18 protein-coding genes and 1 tRNA gene are annotated in these 19229 nt (G+C 67.9%); 8 read left to right on the top strand and 11 right to left on the bottom strand.

The annotated features are described in order from the left end of the window. Window positions 1-6: 6 nt before the first annotated feature. From AB2M62_RS04680 to AB2M62_RS04640, 9 genes are all read right to left on the bottom strand, one after another. Window positions 7-1236 (bottom strand): hypothetical protein, encoded by a 1230-nt coding sequence (locus AB2M62_RS04680; protein ID WP_404338211.1) that lies wholly within the window; start codon window positions 1234-1236, stop codon window positions 7-9. A 16-nt stretch (window positions 1237-1252) separates the two neighbouring features. After that, window positions 1253-2425 carry a hypothetical protein gene (locus AB2M62_RS04675; RefSeq protein ID WP_404338210.1) on the bottom strand — a complete coding sequence of 391 codons (1173 nt, stop codon included), beginning with the start codon at window positions 2423-2425 and terminating at the stop codon, window positions 1253-1255. 12 nt (window positions 2426-2437) lie between these two features. Further along, window positions 2438-3736 (bottom strand): S8 family serine peptidase, encoded by a 1299-nt coding sequence (locus AB2M62_RS04670; protein ID WP_404338209.1) that lies wholly within the window; start codon window positions 3734-3736, stop codon window positions 2438-2440. Beyond that, window positions 3733-3912, bottom strand: a complete 180-nt coding sequence (locus tag AB2M62_RS04665) for a hypothetical protein (RefSeq protein WP_404338208.1) — start codon at window positions 3910-3912, stop codon at window positions 3733-3735. Before AB2M62_RS04665 ends, AB2M62_RS04670 begins: the two co-directional genes overlap by 4 nt. Window positions 3913-4139: 227 nt before the next feature. Then, window positions 4140-5045 carry a BTAD domain-containing putative transcriptional regulator gene (locus tag AB2M62_RS04660; protein ID WP_404338207.1) on the bottom strand — a complete coding sequence of 302 codons (906 nt, stop codon included), beginning with the start codon at window positions 5043-5045 and terminating at the stop codon, window positions 4140-4142. A 290-nt stretch (window positions 5046-5335) separates the two neighbouring features. Next, the gene (locus tag AB2M62_RS04655) at window positions 5336-6907 is read right to left on the bottom strand and encodes a sensor histidine kinase (RefSeq protein WP_404338206.1); all 1572 of its coding nucleotides are present in this window, start codon (window positions 6905-6907) and stop codon (window positions 5336-5338) included. Beyond that, window positions 6904-7623 (bottom strand): response regulator transcription factor, encoded by a 720-nt coding sequence (locus tag AB2M62_RS04650; protein ID WP_404338205.1) that lies wholly within the window; start codon window positions 7621-7623, stop codon window positions 6904-6906. Before AB2M62_RS04650 ends, AB2M62_RS04655 begins: the two co-directional genes overlap by 4 nt. Continuing rightward, on the bottom strand, window positions 7620-9230 hold the full coding sequence (locus AB2M62_RS04645; protein ID WP_404338204.1) for a DUF4153 domain-containing protein: 1611 nt from the start codon (window positions 9228-9230) through the stop codon (window positions 7620-7622). Before AB2M62_RS04645 ends, AB2M62_RS04650 begins: the two co-directional genes overlap by 4 nt. A gap of 162 nt (window positions 9231-9392) precedes the next feature. After that, window positions 9393-9479: transfer RNA gene (locus AB2M62_RS04640), tRNA-Leu, on the bottom strand. A 220-nt stretch (window positions 9480-9699) separates the two neighbouring features. Between AB2M62_RS04640 and AB2M62_RS04635 the strand changes: the two genes are divergently transcribed. From AB2M62_RS04635 to AB2M62_RS04620, 4 genes are all read left to right on the top strand, one after another. Beyond that, on the top strand, window positions 9700-10716 hold the full coding sequence (locus tag AB2M62_RS04635; protein ID WP_404338203.1) for an LLM class flavin-dependent oxidoreductase: 1017 nt from the start codon (window positions 9700-9702) through the stop codon (window positions 10714-10716). Window positions 10717-10929: 213 nt separating this feature from the next. Next, window positions 10930-13572, top strand: a complete 2643-nt coding sequence (locus AB2M62_RS04630) for a TonB-dependent receptor (RefSeq protein WP_404338202.1) — start codon at window positions 10930-10932, stop codon at window positions 13570-13572. Beyond that, the gene (locus tag AB2M62_RS04625) at window positions 13572-14660 is read left to right on the top strand and encodes a Ca2+-dependent phosphoinositide-specific phospholipase C (protein ID WP_404338201.1); all 1089 of its coding nucleotides are present in this window, start codon (window positions 13572-13574) and stop codon (window positions 14658-14660) included. The genes AB2M62_RS04630 and AB2M62_RS04625 overlap by 1 nt, the downstream gene beginning before the upstream one ends. Further along, complete coding sequence (locus AB2M62_RS04620) at window positions 14657-15841, top strand: histidine-type phosphatase (RefSeq protein WP_404338200.1); 1185 nt, start codon at window positions 14657-14659, stop codon at window positions 15839-15841. The genes AB2M62_RS04625 and AB2M62_RS04620 overlap by 4 nt, the downstream gene beginning before the upstream one ends. A 67-nt stretch (window positions 15842-15908) precedes the next feature. Here the strand turns inward: AB2M62_RS04620 and AB2M62_RS04615 are convergent, their stop codons facing one another. Both AB2M62_RS04615 and AB2M62_RS04610 read right to left on the bottom strand, forming a co-directional pair. Continuing rightward, entirely contained in the window at window positions 15909-16310 is a 402-nt protein-coding gene (locus AB2M62_RS04615) for an endonuclease domain-containing protein (protein WP_404338199.1), read from the bottom strand. A 148-nt stretch (window positions 16311-16458) separates the two neighbouring features. After that, window positions 16459-17964, bottom strand: coding sequence for a YifB family Mg chelatase-like AAA ATPase (locus AB2M62_RS04610; protein ID WP_404338198.1), 1506 nt, complete (start codon window positions 17962-17964; stop codon window positions 16459-16461). A gap of 132 nt (window positions 17965-18096) precedes the next feature. On the opposite strand from AB2M62_RS04610, the gene AB2M62_RS04605 reads away from it, so the two are divergent. The 4 genes from AB2M62_RS04605 (at window position 18097) to yidD (ending at window position 19210) form a co-directional block, all read left to right on the top strand. Further along, window positions 18097-18426, top strand: coding sequence for a hypothetical protein (locus AB2M62_RS04605; protein WP_404338197.1), 330 nt, complete (start codon window positions 18097-18099; stop codon window positions 18424-18426). Window positions 18427-18513: 87 nt separating this feature from the next. After that, window positions 18514-18648, top strand: coding sequence for a 50S ribosomal protein L34 (rpmH, locus tag AB2M62_RS04600; RefSeq protein ID WP_029724273.1), 135 nt, complete (start codon window positions 18514-18516; stop codon window positions 18646-18648). 86 nt (window positions 18649-18734) lie between these two features. Next, entirely contained in the window at window positions 18735-19001 is a 267-nt protein-coding gene (gene rnpA / locus AB2M62_RS04595) for a ribonuclease P protein component (RefSeq protein ID WP_404338196.1), read from the top strand. Next, a complete protein-coding gene (gene yidD, locus AB2M62_RS04590) occupies window positions 18998-19210 on the top strand; it encodes a membrane protein insertion efficiency factor YidD (RefSeq protein ID WP_404338195.1) in 213 nt (70 codons plus the stop codon). Before rnpA ends, yidD begins: the two co-directional genes overlap by 4 nt. Window positions 19211-19229: the final 19 nt, after the last annotated feature.

The following is a 19229-nucleotide window of genomic DNA, read 5'->3' as shown; positions in this document are numbered from 1 at the left end:
AGAGGGTTATTCGGCGAACTCATCCTCGAAGGCGTCGTCGGAGAATTCGTCCGTGTCGGACGTCTCCTCGCTGCCGCCGCTGAAGCGGGGTTCGTCGCCCCCCTGGCCGTCGATCACCGACGAATTGATGATGTAGCTCTCGCCTGCGTCGATCAGCGCGCGGAACTGCGCCGCGGAGAGATCGACCCCGTCGAAATCCGCGATGATCTGGTAGATGCGGTTGCCATCCACCGCGACGCGCAGCAGCGGGCCGATCGGCAGCGAATGGCCGAACTCCTGCTTCGACAGCTCGCCGATCACGGTCCACATGTTGCGCCGGCGCGGGCCGCCGAAATTGGCGACGATGTCCGGATCGCGCAGCACGTCGAACGCGCCCTGGAGCTGCTTGTAGATCTCCTGCGCCTGCACGAAGGCCATGCCGGTGCAATATTCGGTGAGGTTGTACTGGATCTCGCGCATCGTCTGGTAGATCGGGCCCGGCGACACCGACGTGACGTCGGAACGCCCGGTCTCGAGCCGCTCGGCCTTTTCGATATAGGTTGCGATCTCGCCCATCAGGTTCGCCCAGAGCGGCTGGAAGCCCTCGTTCGCAACCATCCGCGTGAGCATCTGCGAATCCCCGCGCCCGACGACCCGGCGATAGAGCATGCCGCGCTCCTCGGCGTCCGAGCGCCCGTCGAGCTGCTTCCAATAGCAATAGAGCTTGGTGGTCGCGCGGTTGTCGACCACGTCGATCCGGCCCGATGCCCAGTTGAGCACCAACGTCTCGGCCAGGCGGAACACGCCGAGGCGTTCGCCGAGCTCATAGATATAGTCGATGGCGCCGGCAGCGCGCACCGCGACCGGATCGAGCCCGAGCAGCTCGACCGAATCGAATTGCTCGACGCTGAAATCCCAATTGCCGATCTCGTCGCCGCGATTGGCCGAGACCAGCGGATCGTCGCCTCCGGCCTGCGCCGACAGCGACTTGTCGTACGCCGCGAACAGGATCTCGTCATACCCGCCCATCTTGAAGCGCAGGTCGTTATTGAGCCGCGCGCCGCGTCCCTGGAGGAACTGCGCCATGCGCGATTTGAGTCCCGCCACGTCGCGCGTCGCAACGCTCGGATCGACGTCGCCGCGCTTCGTCAGATAATCGTCGACGCGCTGCGAAATCGGGCCCAGCCCGGAAATCTCGTTGAGCGAGCTTTGCAGGCTCGTCTCGAAATTGTTCGTGAAATCCACCTTGGCGCCCATTGCCTGGGTCCTCCCGTCAGATGCTTGCGCGGACGCGCAGCTGGAGCGCCGCACGCTTGGGTTCGTCGAGATCGAGGCTCAGCGTCTGTTCGCTGAATTCCACCAGCGCGTCGGCGAACTGGTCGAGCGGACCGTTGCCCAGATCGAGATCGGCGATCAGGCTGTCGGCCAGCCCGGCCGGATCCTTGGCCAGCTCGTCGTTGATCGGATCACCCAGCCGCTTGCGCAGCAGCGCGGGATAGGCAGCGGCGAGCAGATAGCGCTTGGGTTCGCTCATCCGCACCCGACTCAACCGGTCGGTTACCTTGCCGATCGCGCTGCCGATCCCCTTGGTAACGATGTCGCTGGCCAGCTTGTCGGCGCCTGCATTCGATGCCGCCGAGACGGTGGCGATCGCATTGCGGACCAGCGGATTGAACTCGATCTCGCGCAGGCGGATCTGCAGGAACGGCGCAATCGGCGGCGTATCCGGGATGATCGTGATCGGATCGTCGCCCAGCGCATTGTTGATGTCGTCGACCTTGAGCGCGAGCGCGCCTTGCAGCTTCGACACGTCGATCAGCGTGGCATCGATGCCCTGGACCTTGCCGGAAAGCGCGGTCTGGCTCTTCGAGACGTCGCCGAGCGCGCTGTCGATGCCGGTGACCTTCGCACCGAGTGCCGTATGGCTCTTGCCGAGATCGCTCACTGCCTTGTCGGTCTTGTCCGCCTGCGCCGCCAGCGCACCCTGTTTCGCCGAGAGATCGGCAACCGCGCCGCTGACGCCGTCGATCTTGCTCGACAGCCCGCTTTGCGACTTCGACATCGCCGAGACCGTGGCATCCAGAGCGCCCACCTTGTGGGCAAGCGTCTCCTGGCTCGAAGCGAGCTCGCCGATCGCGCCGCGCAGCGCGCCGATCGCCTCCGAATTGCCCGACACCGCCTCTTCGATCGCCTTTACCCGCGGCTCGATCTTGCTGATCGACGCGCCGGTCTCGAGGATCTTTTCCGCGGCCTCGACAGCCATGGCCGCAGCCTCGCGCGCGTCTGCCGCGGCCTGCACGGCGGCCTTGACGCTGCCATCGATCGATTCGAGCTGGCTCGCCAGTTCCTCGAACCGGTTCTCGAAGCGCGACCGCAGCGCTTCGACTTCCTTGTCCAGGCTGTCCACCCGGGATGGAAGATCCGGCACTACATGCTTACCGGCCATCTACGCTCTCCTTCATTGCATGCGCGCGTCGGCGAGACGCAGCGCATCGGCGATGTTGAGCCGGCCGAAGCCGGCATGACGGTCCCGGAAGCGCGCGCCGAGGCGGTCCGCGCTGTCGGTGAGGATACGCTTGACGATAGGCGCGCCGAGCCGGCCGCCGCGGCGGCGCGCCAGGCTGTGGACCAGCGCGGCGGCGCCCGCCGCGAAAGGCGCGGCGTGCGAGGTGCCGCTGGCATGCGCGAAGCCGCCGCCGATCGCGGTCGAGAGGATTTCCTCGCCAGGCGCGATCAGCGAGATTTGCGGGCCATAGGTCGAGAAGATCGAAGGGTTGCCGTCGGCGCCCATCGATCCCACTGCGATTACGCTGGGAAAGGCGCCGGGATAGTAGAACGCTTCCTGGCCGTCATTGCCCGCCGCCGCGACGATGGTGACGCCCTTGCGCGCGGCATAGTCGATCACTTCGCGGTGCGGCAGCCCGCCGCCGTCATGGCGCACGCCCAGGCTCATGTTGATGACGTCGACGCCCTGGTCGACTGCCCATTTGACGCCGTTGTTGATGTTCTCGACCAGCCCGGCGCCAACCTTCTCGCCGCCGCGCTGCATCGTCGCGAGCACGCGCACCGGCAAAACCCGCACCGCCGGCGCGATGCCCTCGGGCGCGCCATCGCCGGTCGCCGCGATGATGCCGGTGACATGGGTGCCGTGGCCGACTTCGTCGTCGGGCACATCATCGGCGCCGATCATGTCGCCGATGAAGTCCGACTGGCCTTCGAGAATGTCGACGAAGTCCTTGCCGGCGATCAGCCGCGGCTTGAGGTTAGGGTGGCTCAGATCGACGCCGGTATCGATCACCGCGACGGTGATCCCCTCGCCGCGGGTCAGTTTGCGCGCTTCGGGCAGGCCCACCGCGCGGCGCGCAGCGTCGTCGCCGCGCAGGCCCAGCGCCGCCGCCACCGGCGTCGCATCGGGCAGCCGCGTCGCCGCGATCCTGCCGGGTCGCGCGTCGGCAACGTCGGGAAGCAGCTTGATCGAGTTGATCAGTCCGGCGGGAATCTCGCGATTGTGCTGGAGGATCAGCCGATAGACGCGGTCGAGCCCGCTGGCGCGTTCGTCGGGCGACCAGCCGATGCCGGCGGGCCGATATTCGTGCGTCGTCCACACCGGCAGGCCGAAGCGCTCGAGCAGCGTTCCGATGTCGGCGGTCAGCGCACGCCGCGCCCCGGCCTTGTCGTCGATCGCGCGCTGCCAATAAGGCGGGTCGCCCGCCGGCATGCGGCCTGGCGCCAGCGTGACGACGAAGTGCGGGCTCACCGGCTCTGCTCCGGAGTACACTGCATCGTCGTCGCGCCGGTGCAATCGGCGACGATCGCGCACAGCGTGGAGCCATTGTCGAAATAGCGCGTATTCGAGCCATCGAGATCGGAGAGCGAGCCGCGCCAGAGCGGCCCCTGCCCCTCGAACTCGCGCGATTCGGGCCACAGCCGCATCAACAGGCTGTGCGCTCGGGGCCTTGATCCGCCCAATTCGCTGCTCGTTCGCGACACGCGCCGATCTCCGACAAGGACATGCCTCCCTGCGCGAGTCGCGTCACCCGGCCATCACCGCGCTCTCACCAAAGTGTCACCGCGCGAGAAATCGGCGAAAAAATCGGGGGCGCACGAAAAAAGCCGCCCGCAAGACCTGCGGACGGCTTTGCAATTCTATCGCTGCGGGATCAGGCCGGGTCGGCGACGCGCTGTGCGCGCTGGACGAGGCCGAGCGCGTCGACCAGCCGCAGGTCTGCCGCCGCGATCGCGCGGCGCGCGGCGCGGACGCGGTCGTCGAGCGCTTCCAGGCTCGCGGCGCGGCGTTCGGCGGGCGAAGCCGCCGCGGAGGTATCGCCGATGATCGTGGCGAACAGCGCCTGGGTCTCCAGCGTCGGCTCGACATTGAGCTCGGTCGAAAGCTCGCCCTGGCAGATGCGATATTGCTCGATCGCCTTGCCGCGATTGCCGGTGGCGACATAGACGCGCATCAGCAGCCGGTGGACGTCCTCGCGCAGCGGTTCGAGCGCCGCCAGCCGCCGGCCGAACGCCATCGCAGCGGCGCCATCGCCCCGTGCGTCCGCCGCGCGCGTCAGATGGAACAGCGCGTCGAGATAAAGGTGGCGCAGCCGCTGGCGCTCGATCATCGCCCATTCGAGCTCGCTCGCGCGCAGCAGGTCGTCGCGATAGAGCGAAACGGCACTGCGCAGCTGGCGGAATTGCGCGTCGGTCATCGCCTCGGGAGGCACGCGCAAGATGGACTCGACGCGGCGCTCGAACCAGATCGAATTGACCCAGCGCGCGGCGTGCCAGTTGAGCCGCAGCATCTCGTGATGGCTGGTATCGATCAACGCGCCAGTCTCGGTCCGCCCCTTCAACCGCCACAGCGCGGTCGACAGGCAGCGACGGGCCCGCGCGTCGCTGCGCTCGGGCCAGATTGCGCCGGCAACTTCGCCGCGCGGCACCGGCCGATGGCGGTGGAGGACAAGATAGCCGATAATCGGCGCCGCCGACGCGGCAAGTTCGACTGCCTCACCCTTGGCGGTAAGGTGTACGTCGCCAAATAGACGAACCCGCAATTGCGGCGAGACATACATCGGGCACGCTCCCCAAACACTGTTCAGCGCGACCGACTCTTTGCTTTTCCGGATTGTCGAGCAAACTATCACGCGCCGGCAGAGTTATCCACAGCATTTCTGTTTTGTGCGCCATGTGTTTCAGGCATGGCCTGTTTTACGCATTGTGATGGCTAACACCTTCAAGGACGCAGTTTTCTTCGCCATTCCTTCGCGGCGTATCGGAACGGTACGCGATGGGCGTCGCGCTGTCCTCGCAATGCTTTGGGTAATCTTCCGCATCCCGAGCGCCGACGCCGAGTCGCCGCGGCTTACCGGCCGACTGTCGGCAGCGCGAGCAGGAAACAGGCGCCGGCGGCCCCGGGATCGGCAAGAACCAGCCGCCCGCCGCTCGCCCGCAGCAGCGATAGCGAGATCGCCAGGCCCAGTCCGGTGCCGCCCTGCGCGCGCTTGGTGGTGAAGAACGGCTCGAATATCCGTTCCGCATCGGCCGCGGCGATGCCCTTGCCATTGTCGCTCACGGCCAGTTCGATCGCATCGCCCTTGTCCTCCAGCGCGATCGTCACCCGGCTTGCGCCGGCATGGCGCGCATTTTCCAAAAGCGTGGTCAGCACCGCCTCGAGCGTCGACCGCGGCACGGCGACCAGGGGGAGCGCGTCTGCGGCTTCGATTCGCAGATCAAATCCTGCGATGTCGAACGCATCGGCCAGCTGACGCACCACCGCGGCGGCATCGACTGCCACGTCCGGCTCGGGCTGTGCCATGTCGGCGCGGGCGAGGTCCATGAGCCGCGCCACCAGCTGCGACAAGCGTGCGGCATCGGCCTTGATGTTGGCCAGGAAGCGCGCGCGCTCGGACGGCGTCATCGTCGCGCCATGGTCCTCCAGCAACTCGATCGCGCCCGCTATCCCGGTGAGCGGAGTCTTGAACTCGTGGCTGACCGACGCGGCGAAATCGCGGAGATAGCGCGAGCGCCGATCGATCACCCCGGCCATTGCCCGGAAATTCTCATAGAGTTCGCGGATTTCCACTGCGGCGGTGCTCGGCGTATCGGGCACTGCATCCGTCCCCGCGGCAACCCCGCGGGTCGCCCGGCCCAGCGCCTCGATCGGCCGGGCTATGCCGCGCGAAACCAATCCGGCGAGCACGATCAATATGCCGAAGATCAGCACCACGCCCAGGATGATCTTGCCGCGATCCTCATACAGGCCGCGGAACAGCGCACGCGGCGAACGCGAGAGCAACAGCGCGCCGACCACTCGCCCGTTAACCAAGATCGGGCGGACATGGTGGATTCGCAGCGACGACGCGCGGCTCAGCCATTCAAAGGCATAGCGCTGGCTGTACGCCCCGTTCCGGCGCAGCACCGTGGTCACCTGTCCGTGCAATCCCTGCGCGACCTCGCCGACCTGCGCATAGGATCCGCCGACGCCGGCGCCCCGCACGATCACGCCGCTGCGATCGACGAGCTGGATCGACGCGAGCGTGGTCCGCTGCGTCGTGCGAAGGATGGGCTCCAGCCGGCGCACCATCTCGATCGCCTGGGGATCGCCCGCCTCGGCGCGCGGCTGCGCGGGCGGCCGCTCGTCGAGCACCGGCGTGGTGCGCAAGTCGATCGTCGAGGCTTCGGGACGATAGTCACGCGGATCGCCCGGCGTCGGCGTAGCGCCGGGCCATAGCGCCTGCGCCGCCGCGGCGAGCGCGGCGCCCTGCGCCACCAGCTCGGCCTCGGTCTGGCGGACCAGCGTGTTTTCGTAGACGCGCAGGAACAGCGCCCCCACCCCGGGAAGCGCCGCGGTGAACAACAAGGTGGCGAGCAGGATCGTGCGCAGCCGCAGCGATGGCCAGCGCCGTTTGACTGCGTCCTTGAGCGCCCGGATCACGCGCCGATGCCGGTGCAGCTCCCGAGCCGATACCCGATCCCGGCGCGCGTCTCGATCAAGTCGGTCCCGCCCAGCCGCGCGAACTTGCCGCGCAGGTTGCGGATATGGCTGTCGATCGTCCGGTCGGTCACCGCAAAGCCCGGACCGTGCAGCCGATCGATGATCGCGTCGCGGCTGAACACCTTGCTGGGCATCACCGCCAGCGTGCGCAGGATCGAGAATTCGGTGACGGTCAGCGCGATCTCGGCGCCGCCCCAAGTCGCGCGCCAGCCTTCGATATCGAGCCCGAGCCGGCCGTGATCGATCCGCCGCCCCTCGTCGATGAGCGGCGGGCTGGCACTGGCGCGGCGCAGGATCGCCATCGAACGCGCCACCACTTCGCGCGGGGAGAATGGCTTCACGACATAATCGTCCGCCCCCAGCTCGATCCCGAGCACCCGGTCGATCTCGTCGTCGCGCGACGACAGGAACAGGATCGGCACGTCCCCCGCCGCGCGCAGCCGCCGGCACGTCTCGAGCCCGTCCATCCGCGGCATGTTGATGTCGAGCACGACCAGGTCGATCCGCTGGCGGGCCACAAGGTCGAGCACCGCCTCGCCGTCCTCCGCCTCCGCGGTATCGAGCCCGGCCTTGGCGAAGGCGAAAGCCAGGAGCTGGCGAATGTGCGGATCGTCGTCGGCGATCAGGATGGTGCGGGGCATGGGACACATGATCATCGCTCCGCCTCGTTCGTCAATGCTTGCGCAGGGGCGACGGCGGCTGGCGCGGATGCGGGTTGCGGCTCGCCCGTCGGTGCCGTCTGCGTCGATGCCGGAGGTGGCGGCCGCCTTGCGCCGTCACAGTCTCTGCCATTGGGCCCCGTCGGCGGCGCACCAAGCTTGGCACCGCCCAGCATAGCATCCACCTGGCGCAGGCGCCGCGCGTCGCGCCACGTCCACCAGCCGGCAGTTTGCGCGGCCAGCGTGTCGGTCAACACCGCGTGCCGCACCCAGCCGACGCGATCGGCGAAGCCCGGCGCCAGCCCCGGGCGCTGCTGGAGTTCGACCAGCGCCGTGAGCGCAGAGGGCCCGAGCCGGCGCAAATAACACAGGTCGATCGACGCACCCTGCCCGCCGACTTCGCGGCCATGGCGGACATTCCAGATTGCCGCGGTCGAGCCAAGATCGACCAGGCTGCACACCGCCAGCACCGCCAGCGCGGTGGCCGCATTGGCGTTGATCAGCCAGGCGGCGCTCTTCGCCCGCAGCATCCGCCAGCACACCAGCACCAGCCCGATCGCGACCAGCGCCATCCAGAGCAGCGCGGCGATACGCAGCTCGGTCAGCGAGTAAACCTGGACATAGTCGATCGTCCGCAGAATGCTCGAGGCGACCAGAAAGACGTTCTGGACGATCCACAGCACCACCAGCCGTCGGATCGCCGGCATCGCCGCGGTTTGCGACTCCGGGCGCAGCGCGACCAGCACGAACGGGCCTGCAAGCAGCGCCGTCACGATCAACGGATAGGCGCCGCGATGCGCGTACTCGGCCAGGCTCACGCCCGCGGGCAACGGCGCTCCGCTCCACAGAAAGGCGATGTCCAGCCCATTCTGCAGCGCGAACAGCGCATTGAAGGTCAGCAGCGCCAGCGTCACCGATCCGGCGGAGGTGCCGGGAAGCACGAAGGGCCGCTGCGGCGTTTCCAACGACAGTCGCAGCGTCGCCCGGCGCGGGCGCAGCGTGCCCCAGACCAGCGTGAGCAGTATCGCCCAGAAGATCGCGCGGACTATCGTCAGAAAGTCGATCGCCGGCAGGCCGATCCGCGCCAGCGCGTCGCTGATCACCGGATTGGCGTTGGCGAACAGCGCGAGGAACACGGTGCCGCCGATCAGCGGCAGCGGCAGGAGTCGCAACAGCGCCAGGAATTGCGCGCGGCCAACAACATGCCGCCGCAGTCTCGCCAGATCGATCCACGGCCCGAAAAGGCTCGCCATCCCGTGGATCGCGAGGCGCAGAAGCCAGCGCCCGGCATGGTCGAAAGCGGTGAAGCGCGGGAGCAGCACCGCCATGGTCAGCGCCGTCCAGAACAGCGCGAAACCAAGCAATCCTGGATCATCGATCAGCGCACCGCAGAACAACGCCGCGGCAGCCACGGCGGCCCGGCTCCGCCGATCGCGCCAGGCAGCGGGCGCCAACGCCAGCGTCGCGGCGGCCCATAGCACGGCGAACAGGCCCAGGTTCGAACCGAAGCCGCCTCCTGACCAGAACAGCCCGTCGCCGAGCGCCACCAGTCCGGCCGCAGCGATGGCCTTGGCGGTGAAGCGCGACGTGATTCGATTAGGCATGGACGAAGCTCCCGATGATCGTGGGAGCCTCCTCGCGCTTCGCTGTCAGGATACGACTTCTGCCGGCGTGCGATTCCGGCGATCATGCCGTGCAGTTCCGGTGCAGGCGGGTACGCCCGCGATGGCCTCGCTGCCTCGCGCCGAATCCTGCCTGATGGAAATTGGTACGGGTGGTCGGACTCGAACCGACAATCTGTTGCCAGAGGCGGATTTTGAGTCCGCTGCGTCTACCAATTCCGCCACACCCGCATGCCGTCCACCCGCTTCGAAGCAGAGGCGACGGCGGTGCCTATAAGTGGCTCCGGCGGGGATTTCCAGCCGCGACTTTGCCGCGGCCGCGATTGCGGGCCGCCGTCGCCCGCCGCACGGTGCAGGAGCGCAACCGGAAACCCAGCAATTCCGACGATGGCCTTGCGGTCGGCAGGTCCGCCCGCCAGCTCTGCTCCATCGGAATCGCGGAAGGTTTGGCATGAAGAAGATCGGGTTTCTCTCCTTTGGCCACTGGTCTGCCTCGCCCCAATCGGCGACGCGCTCGGCAAGCGACGTGCTGCTCCAGTCGATCGACCTCGCGGTCGCCGCCGAGCAGCTCGGAATCGACGGCGCCTATTTCCGCGTCCACCATTTCGCGCAGCAGCTCGCATCGCCCTTCCCCCTGCTCGCGGCGGTCGGCGCGCGGACCCAGCGCATCGAAATCGGCACCGGCGTGATCGACATGCGCTACGAGAACCCCTTCTACATGGCCGAGGATGCAGGCGCTGCCGATCTGATCGGCGGCGGCCGGCTGCAATTGGGCATCAGCCGCGGCTCGCCCGAGCAAGTGATCGAGGGCTGGCGCTATTTCGGCTATGCCCCCGCCGAGGGGCAGAGCGACGCCGATATGGGCCGCCGCCATGCCGAAGTCTTTCTCGATCTGCTCAAGGGCCAAGGTTTCGCGCAGCCCAATCCCCGGCCGATGTTCCCCAATCCGCCGGGGCTGCTCCGCCTCGAGCCCCATTCGCCCGGCCTGCGCGATCGCATCTGGTGGGGTTCGGCTTCGAATGCCACTGCGGTCTGGGCCGCGCAGATGGGCATGAACCTGCAGAGCTCGACGCTCAAGGCCGACGAAAGCGGCGAGCCCTTCCACGTCCAGCAGGCCAATCAGATCCGCGCCTATCGCGATGCGTGGAAGGCGGCGGGCCATGCGCACACGCCGCGCGTGTCGGTCTCGCGCTCGATCTTCGCGCTCGTGGACGATCGCGACCGCGCCTATTTCGGCCGCGGCGACGATAGCGACCAGGTCGGCGTGATCGACAATATGCGCGCGATCTTCGGCCGCTCCTACGCGGCCGAACCCGATCGGCTGATCGAGGAGCTGCGCGCCGACGAGGCGATCGCCGAAGCCGACACGCTGCTGCTCACCGTGCCCAACCAGCTCGGCGTCGAGTATAACGCGCATGTGCTGGAGGCCATCCTCCAGCACGTCGCGCCTGCGCTCGGCTGGCGATGACCGCATGAAGCGCCCTCGCCGCACGCGAATTGGTGCGGCGGGGCGTGGAAAGCCCATGGTCGCGCGCGCAGGCTCAGGCAAGCGGACCGCGCTGTCACAAAACCGTCCGACAGATGAAACGGCGTTGCCACGGCCGTGTCGGCAAAGCGCAACAGCGCGCTTCTAAGGGCACCCCCAACGGGCCGCTTCAAAGGCCTGGGGGAGAAATACAAAATGTCGCATCGTTCACGCCCGCTTTGGGCGACGCTTCCGTTCACCCTCGTTGCATTGGGTCTCGCACAGCCTGCCTTCGCGCAGACCGACGCCCCCGCCGCCGACGAAACCGCGCAGCCGCAAGACGCCTCCGGCGACGATATCGTCGTCAACGGCTCCTATGCACGCAGCCTTGCCGCCGCGATCGAGACCAAGCGCCAGGCCGCCTATGGCGTCGACTCGATCAGCTCGACCGATATCGGCAAGTTCCCCACGCAGAACGTCGCGGAAGCGCTCCAGCTCGTCACCGGCGTCGCGATCACGCGCCCGCGCGGCGAGGGTCTCTATGTCAGCGTCCGCGGTCTCGGCCCGCAGTTCCAGAACACCACGCTCAACGGCCGCACCATCGCGATCAACGACCTGATCGAGAATGGCGGCGCCAATGGCCGCCAGTTCCGCTTCGAGATGCTTCCCGCCGAGTTCGTCTCGCAGATCGACGTGGTGAAGACCCCGACGCCGGACATGACCGAAGGCGCATTGGGCGGCAATATCGACGTCCACACCTTCCGCCCGCTCGAGGTCGGCACCAAGACCACGCTCAACCTGCGCGGCACCTATACGACGATGACCGACAAGGTGAAGCCGAACGCCACGGCGATCACCAGCTACAAGAGCAGCGACGGCACCTTCGGCCTGCTCGCCGGCGCGCAATATTGGTCCAAGGCGGTGCGCAACGATCGCTGGTACAATACCGGCTGGGTGCTCAACAAGTTCACGGCCCCAGCGGCCGGCGGCCTGCCCGCAGGCTATTACACGCCCACCCGCACGCGCCCGACGATCGAGACCGAGGATCGCAAGCGCTATTCGGGGCTGATCTCGGCGCAGTGGAAGCCGTCGGACGCGCTCGAAACCACGCTCGACGTGCTCGGCACCCGGCTGGACGTCGCCTATGACGAGTTCGGCCTCGACATCTATCCCGACGATCCCGGCACGTCGCTCGTTCCCGGCTCGGTCAAGCTCGATGGGAACACCGTGGTCGGCGCGACGATCAACAATGTCCGCTTCATGGGCACCCGCGAATACAGCCTCAACCGCCACGACCTGCTCACCGTCGGCTTGAAGCAGAGCTGGAAGCCCGAGGGCTGGGACGTCACTGCCAACGTCAACTGGTCGTATGCGCACAGCTTCCACCCGAGCTATGACGTCGGCACGGTGCGCAGCCGCATCCAGTTCAACGCGCCGCTGACCTATGATGCGTCGGGCGGCTACAAGGTGATCCCGACCTTCACCACCACGGTCGATCCGACCAACGCCGCGAACTTCACGCTCTATCCGTTCAACATCGCACCCAAGAACAGCAAGGACTGGGACTTCTACTCGCGGCTCGACGTGGGCCACGACATGGACGGCTTCCTCAGCAAGATCGCGGCGGGCGGCGAATATCACTGGCGCAAGCGCGACTATCGGCGCCGCGACTTCACCGTGACCCCCGCGGCCGGGACGCAGCTGCTGACCTTCGCCCCCAACGGCTATGAGACGATCCCGTATGACGATTTCCTGAGCGACGTCGCCGGTAATGCGCCGCGCACCTGGATCGTGCCGATCACCAGCGTGTTTTACGACAAGCTGTTCACCGATGCGGTGAAGAATGCGCCGCTCACCGCCGGCGATCTGCGCGCTTCCTATATCGTCACTGAAAAGACCGCGAGCGGCTATCTCCGCGCCGATTATGCGCTGGGCTCCAGCATCACCGGCAATATCGGCGTGCGCTATGTCCACACCGACCAGGTTGCGAGCGGCACGCTGACGCTCGGCACCGTGCCGACCGCGGCAAGCTTCCCCAAGACGTTCAGCAACTGGCTGCCGAGCTTCAACCTGCGCGCCGAGCTAAGCCCGACCCTGGTCGCGCGCCTCGCCGCCAGCCGCGTGCTCACCCGTCCCAACGTCACCCAGAGCGCGCCGCAGATCAGCGTATCGACCGACGCGGCGACCGGAAGCGGCGGCAATCCCGATCTGGTGCCGTTCCTCGCCACCCAGTTCGACGGCTCGCTCGAATGGTATTTCAACCGCAAAGGCTCGCTCACCGGCGCGATCTTCTACAAGGCGATGGATAACTACATCACCGCGCAGAACATCAACGTCGAGATCCCGGGCCGCGGCACGATCCTGCTGAGCACCCAGGTCAATGGCGGCGATGCCAAGGTCTATGGCGCCGAGGCGGCATACAACCAGGTGTTCACCTTCCTGCCCAAGCCGCTCGACGGCCTCGGCATCCAGGCATCCTACACGCACACCTCGGTGCAGGCGAATTACACGGCGGGCGCACGCACCATCAAGGATCAGCTGATCGGGCTCTCGAAGAACAGCTTCAACCTGGTCGGCTTCTATGACTACGGCCCGGTCTCGGCGCGGCTTTCCTATGTGTGGCGCGACAAATATCTGGCAGGGACCGGTAGCACCACGACGACGCCGAGCTATGTCGACGCGTTCGGATCGCTCGATGGCAATATCTCGTTCCGGGTGACCGACAAGACGACGCTGAGCGTCGAGGGGATCAACCTCGCCGGCGCGCGCCAGTATAGCTACAGCGATGACGAACTGCGCTTCAACGAGATCCATTATTGGGGCCGCACCATCCTGTTCGGCGTGCGGACCGAATTCTGATGCTCAAGGGGTTCCTTGCCGTCGCTGCGCTGGCTCTTGCCGGCGCAGCGGCACCCCGCGCGATGAACGACGTCCAGGTCGTCGGCTCGCATAACAGCTTCAAGGCGCGCATCCCGGCCGCGGTGATGGCCAAGCTGCGCGCGATCGAGCCGAAACTGGCCGACGGACTCGATTATTACCACCTGCCCCTGTCGCAGCAGCTCGACGCCGGCGTCCGCCAGATCGAGCTCGACATCTTCGCCGATCCCCAGGGCGGCCGCTATGCCGATCCCAAGGGCGAGGCCTGGGCCGTCGCGGCGGGCGAACATACCGGCTTCGATCGCGCGGCGATGCGCAAGCCGGGCTTCAAGGTCTTCCACATCCCCGATGTCGACTATCTCAGCACCTGCGTGACGCTGGTGCGCTGCCTGGGCGAAGTGGACCGCTGGTCGCGGGCACATCCGAACCATCTGCCGATCATGATCACGATCAACGCCGCCGATACGCCCTCGGGCCGGCCAGGGATCAGCGATCCGCTGCCGCTCGACAATGCCGCGCTGCTCGACGCGCTCGACGGCGAGATCCGCTCGGCGCTGCCCGGCAAGCGGCTGATCGCGCCCGACGAGGTACGTGGAACGGCGCCGACGCTGCTCGAAGCGGTTAGGACCAAAGGATGGCCGACACTCTCTGCGACGCGTGGCCGGATCTACATCCTGTTCGATGTGCGCGCCGCCGTGTCCGAAGCCTATCGTGCCGGGCATGCTTCGCTCGCCGGGCGGGCGATGTTCGGCTGGTATCCCGCAGGCGATGCCGATGCGGCGATCCAGATCGTCCAGGATCCGCTGGTCGATTCCGACAAGATCCGCAAATGGGTTTCCGAAGGGGTGATCGTCCGCACCCGCACCGATGCCAACACGCTCGAGGCGCGTACGAAGGATTTCGCCAAGACAAAGGCCGCGTTGGCGAGCGGCGCGCAGGCAGTGAGCACCGACTATTATCCCGGCGCACCCGATCCGATCCACGCCGGCTTCGTCGTAACCTTGCCCAATAAGGCGATGGCGCGGTGCAGCCCGGTGCGCGTTCCCGCTGGGTGCGGCATCAAGCCGTGACCGGGGCTCTGCGGATCGCCGCGGCCGTGACCGCGCTCCTCTTGGCAGGAGCCGCCGACGCGAAATCGCGCCGCGACCTCGTCGTCGAGCGCGCGGTGCTGGTGATGCGCCACGGCATCCGCGCGCCGCTCACCGGCGAAGTGCCCGACGGCACCCGGACCGGCGCACCCTGGCCGCGCTGGCCGGTGGCCGAGAGCAGGATCACCCCGCACGGCGAACGCGCGCTCGCGATCGTCGCGGCAAGCGATCGACGGGCCCTCGCCGCGCGGGGATTGCCGCTACGCAAGGGCTGCGCGGGCATCCGCATCCGGACCAACAGCTCGGACCGGACGATCGCCAGCGGCGAAGCCTATGCGCGCGGCTTTGCGCCGGGTTGCCAGCTGGCGATCGAGCATCGCCCGCTCGGCGAGGCGGATCCCATTTTCGAGCCGCTCCGCGCCCACGCCACGCGGTTCGACGCGCGCGCCGCCGTCGCCGATATCGAGCGCGACACCGGCGGCATGGCCGCGCTGGTCGAGCGGCACCGCGCCGAACTGACTTTGCTCGATCGCATCCTCGGCTGCCAGCCGGGCGACTGTGTTCCGAGCGGCCCGCCCGGCGTCGCGCCGAGCGCCGACAATCGCGACATCGCCTTGTCCGGCCCGATCCGCGCGACATCCGGCGTCGCCCAGGTGCTGCTGCTAAACTATGTCGAAGGGCTGCCCGGCAATCGCGCCGACCCCGCGACGCTCAAACGCCTCGGCGCGCTCCACGCCGCGTTGTTCGCGGTCTTCACCCGCCCGCCTTATATGGCCGCGCACCAGAGCGCGGTGCTCGGCCGCACGGTGCTGGAGTTGCTCGCATCGGGCCCGCCCCGCCTCGACGTGCTGATGGGCCACGATACCAACGTCACGGCGCTTGCCGCCGCCCTGCGCATCGATCTCAACGCGCCCGGATACGCCACCAACGACGTCCCGCCCGGCGGCGCGCTGCTGCTCGAGCGGCTGCGCGATCGGCGCTCCGGCGCGGCATTCGTCCGGGTTTCCTATCGTACCCAGTCGCCCCAGTCGCTGCGCATGCTGGCGCGGGACACCACCCTCGCGCCGGTCCTCGTGCCGGGCTGCGGCGGCATTATGTGCCCGGCCGACCGCTTCGCGCACCTCCTCGCCAGCCGCCTCGCCCCGCTCACCGCCGAGCGCTGACTTAGGGTCGCGCCTCATAATGCGGCCTGTCCGCAAGCGCACCGATAGCGGACGTTGGAAGCGCTGCTCATTCCTCCCCCGGAGGGGGAGGGGGACCGGCGAAGCCGGTGGAGGGGTAGTCGCCGCAGGCGATAACGACAATGTGGCGGATTGCGGCTTCCAGGTCGGACAGGATCACCTGAGCGGGTATCCTGAGGACCCGAACGCCCTGGGTGCAAAGCCAGCGATCGCGGATCGCGTCGCGCTCTGCCCGATCGCCGCGCGCGTGCGCTTCGCCATCGACCTCCACAGCAAGTTTGGAAGCCGGGCAGAAGAAATCGAGGACATAGATGCCTGCCGGATGCCGGCGGCGAAAGCGCAAGCCTTCAGGGCGGGTTCGGAGCGCCTGCCAAAGGAGAACTTCAGGCAAGGTCATCCGTCGGCGGAGATTCCGGGCAAAGTCCTGCGTTTTCTTCGGGCCGTGGAGCATGCGGAGACTACCCCTCCACCAGCCTGCGGCTGGTCCCCCTCCCCCTCCGGGGGAGGATCATCATCCGCACACTTTGGCAATGACCGCTTCCCACCAACCTCCGACATTCCGTCCTCGCGCCGAGCGCGGTCCTATATGCGTTTACGCACTAACTGCGCGGCGCCTGCCGCCGGTAGCTCAGCGCCTCGGCGACGTGGAGCCGGCTGACTCCGTCCGCACCCGCCAGGTCGGCGATCGTCCGCGCGGCGCGGAGCACGCGGGTATAGCCGCGCGCCGACAGCCGCATCGCCTGGGCGGCCTGGGCGAGAAGAGCCTGACCGGCATCGTCGGGCGTCGCATGCGCCAACAGCAGGTCGCCATCCGCCTCGGCATTGGTGCGCACTGCGCCGCGATAGCGCGCGCTCTGCCGCAGCCGCGCCACCGCGACCCGCGCCGCAACCTGGGCCGATCCCTCGGCGGGGGGCGGCAGCACCAGGTCGGCGGCAGTCACCGGCTGAACCTCGACATGGAGGTCGATCCGGTCGAGCAGCGGCCCGGAGACCTTGGCCTGATAGTCGGCAGCGCAGCGCGGCGCGCGCGCGCAGGCGAGCGCAGGATCGCCGAGATGCCCGCAGCGGCACGGGTTCATCGCCGCGATCAGCTGGACGCGCGCCGGGAAGGTGACATGGGCATTGGCCCGCGCGACGCTGACCACCCCGGTCTCCAGCGGCTGGCGCAGCGAATCGAGCACCGCGCGCTGGAATTCGGGAAGCTCGTCGAGGAACAGCACGCCGAGATGCGCGAGGCTCACTTCGCCCGGCTTGACCTTGAGCCCGCCGCCGGTGAGCGCCGCCATCGAGGCCGAATGATGGGGCGAGCGGAACGGCCGCGTCCGCGTCAGCCGGCCGCCCTGCAGCGTCCCGGCGACCGAGGCGACCATCGACACTTCCAGCGCCTCGGCGGCATCGAGCGGCGGCAGGATCCCGGGCAGGCACGACGCGAGCAGCGACTTGCCCGCCCCCGGCGGCCCGCTCATCAGCAGGTTATGCCCCCCGGCCGCGGCGATCTCGAGCGCGCGCTTGGCGATCTCCTGCCCCTTCACCTGGGCGAGATCGGGCCCGGAGACGGGATCGTCCGCTTCCCCCGCAGCCGGCGGCGGGAGCAGCTGGCTGCCCTTGAAATGGTTGAGCAGCGCGATCAGGTCGGGCGCCGCAACCACGTCGATCCCCCCGGCCCAGGCGGCTTCGGGCCCCTGCGCCGCCGGACAGACCAGCCCCTTGCCGATCTCCGAGGCATGCAGCGCGGCGAGCAGCACGCCGGCCGAGGGCGCGACGCGCCCGTCGAGTCCCAGCTCACCGACCACGACGAAGTCGGCGAGCGTCTCGGCATCGACCACGCCCATCGCGCCGAGCAATGCCAGCGCGATCGGCAAGTCGAAATGCGATCCTTCCTTGGGCAAGTCGGCGGGCGAGAGGTTGAGGATGATGTGCTTGGGCGGCAGCGCCAGCCCGATCGCCGCCATCGCCGCGCGGACGCGCTCGCGGCTCTCGCCCACCGCCTTGTCGGGCAGCCCGACCACGACGAACTTGGGCAGCCCGGCGACGAGGTTGCACTGCACCTCGACGGTGCGCGCCTCCAGCCCGAGATACGCAACCGTCGATACGCTCGCGACCATGCCCTTCCCCCCTGCGCGGCCGACCATAACCGCTTTTCGCGCCGCGGAAACGGAGTGCGTTCGAAACGGACCAAAGCCCGCCGAGCCGCGAAGCGTCTTGCACAACCAACACACGCCACCCACATCGGCTGCATGCCGCGTTCGCACGCCCGCAGCCCGCTGCTCCGCACCACGCTCGTCGTCACCGGCTTCGTGCTGATCGCCGCGTCGCCGCTGGTCGGCATCCTGCCCGGGCCCGGCGGGATCTTCGTCTTCGCCGCGGGGCTCGTGCTCGTCCTCCAGAATGCCACCTGGGCTCGCCGCCACTTCGCGCGACTCAAGCGGCGCTGGCCCCGATTCGGCCATTATGCCGATATGGCACTGCGCCGCCGCAGCTTCCGCCGCCGCCAAATGCGTGCCAAGGAGGCGGAAATCGCGCGTGCCGAGGCAGAGATGCTCGGTTTCCGGCAGGACCCGCGTTGACTTGGCGCGAGCATGCTCTTATGGGCACCCGACACGCGGCCGCCCCAGTGGTGGCCCTTTTACGTTCTAGATACTCGAGGATGAGCGATGAAGCGGACCTTTCAGCCGAGCAACCTGGTGCGTGCGCGCCGGCACGGCTTCCGCAGCCGCATGGCGACCGTCGGCGGCCGCAACGTGATCCGTGCCCGCCGCGCCCGCGGCCGCAAGAAGCTGTCGGCGTAAGCGCCAGCGGCTTCGCGGCGGTGAGCCTGAACCGGCTCACGCAGCGCAAGGATTATCTCGCGACGAATGCGGGGAAGCGGGCACCCATGCCCAGCTTCGTCCTGCTCGTTCGTGCGCGTGGCGATGCCGATCCGGCAATGCGGATCGGCATTACCGTTTCCAAAAAGGTCGGCAACGCCGTCGTCCGCAATCGGATGAAGCGTCGCTTCCGCGCTCTCGTGCGCGAGGTGCTGCCTGAGGCCGGCATCCCCGGCGCCGATCATGTTCTGATCGGCCGCAATGGCGGGATCGAGCGCCCGTTCGACGATCTCAAGGCCGAGCTTGCCAAGGCGCTCGTGAAGGTGAAGCGGTGATCGCTCGCCTCCTCATTCTCCTTGCCCGGGCATGGCAGCTCGGGCCTTCCATCATCCTGCCCTCCTCCTGCCGCTACAGCCCGAGCTGTTCGGCCTATGCAATCGAGGCGCTTCGCCGCTATGGCGCCGCCAAGGGGGGATGGCTCGCGCTGCGGCGAATCGCGCGCTGCCATCCATGGGGCGGGCACGGGTACGATCCCGTGCCATGAGCGTTTCTTCCGGGGAATT

The organism is Sphingomonas sp. MMS12-HWE2-04, assembly GCF_044881185.1.
In the GTDB taxonomy this organism is placed as follows: domain Bacteria; phylum Pseudomonadota; class Alphaproteobacteria; order Sphingomonadales; family Sphingomonadaceae; genus Sphingomonas.
This window is presented reverse-complemented; position numbering and strand designations above follow the sequence as displayed.

What these genes read in the sequence shown, in the direction of transcription:
- AB2M62_RS04680 (WP_404338211.1), bottom strand. Translation starts at nt 1,236, where the DNA reads ATGGGCGCCAAGGTGGATTTCACGAACAATTTCGAGACGAGCCTGCAA.
- rnpA (WP_404338196.1), top strand. Translation starts at nt 18,735, where the DNA reads ATGCCCAGCTTCGTCCTGCTCGTTCGTGCGCGTGGCGATGCCGATCCG.
- rpmH (WP_029724273.1), top strand. Translation starts at nt 18,514, where the DNA reads ATGAAGCGGACCTTTCAGCCGAGCAACCTGGTGCGTGCGCGCCGGCAC.
- AB2M62_RS04650 (WP_404338205.1), bottom strand. Translation starts at nt 7,623, where the DNA reads ATGATCATGTGTCCCATGCCCCGCACCATCCTGATCGCCGACGACGAT.
- AB2M62_RS04610 (WP_404338198.1), bottom strand. Translation starts at nt 17,964, where the DNA reads ATGGTCGCGAGCGTATCGACGGTTGCGTATCTCGGGCTGGAGGCGCGC.
- AB2M62_RS04605 (WP_404338197.1), top strand. Translation starts at nt 18,097, where the DNA reads ATGCCGCGTTCGCACGCCCGCAGCCCGCTGCTCCGCACCACGCTCGTC.
- AB2M62_RS04625 (WP_404338201.1), top strand. Translation starts at nt 13,572, where the DNA reads ATGCTCAAGGGGTTCCTTGCCGTCGCTGCGCTGGCTCTTGCCGGCGCA.
- AB2M62_RS04645 (WP_404338204.1), bottom strand. Translation starts at nt 9,230, where the DNA reads ATGCCTAATCGAATCACGTCGCGCTTCACCGCCAAGGCCATCGCTGCG.
- AB2M62_RS04675 (WP_404338210.1), bottom strand. Translation starts at nt 2,425, where the DNA reads ATGGCCGGTAAGCATGTAGTGCCGGATCTTCCATCCCGGGTGGACAGC.
- AB2M62_RS04630 (WP_404338202.1), top strand. Translation starts at nt 10,930, where the DNA reads ATGTCGCATCGTTCACGCCCGCTTTGGGCGACGCTTCCGTTCACCCTC.
- AB2M62_RS04615 (WP_404338199.1), bottom strand. Translation starts at nt 16,310, where the DNA reads ATGCTCCACGGCCCGAAGAAAACGCAGGACTTTGCCCGGAATCTCCGC.
- AB2M62_RS04660 (WP_404338207.1), bottom strand. Translation starts at nt 5,045, where the DNA reads ATGTATGTCTCGCCGCAATTGCGGGTTCGTCTATTTGGCGACGTACAC.
- AB2M62_RS04635 (WP_404338203.1), top strand. Translation starts at nt 9,700, where the DNA reads ATGAAGAAGATCGGGTTTCTCTCCTTTGGCCACTGGTCTGCCTCGCCC.
- AB2M62_RS04665 (WP_404338208.1), bottom strand. Translation starts at nt 3,912, where the DNA reads ATGCGGCTGTGGCCCGAATCGCGCGAGTTCGAGGGGCAGGGGCCGCTC.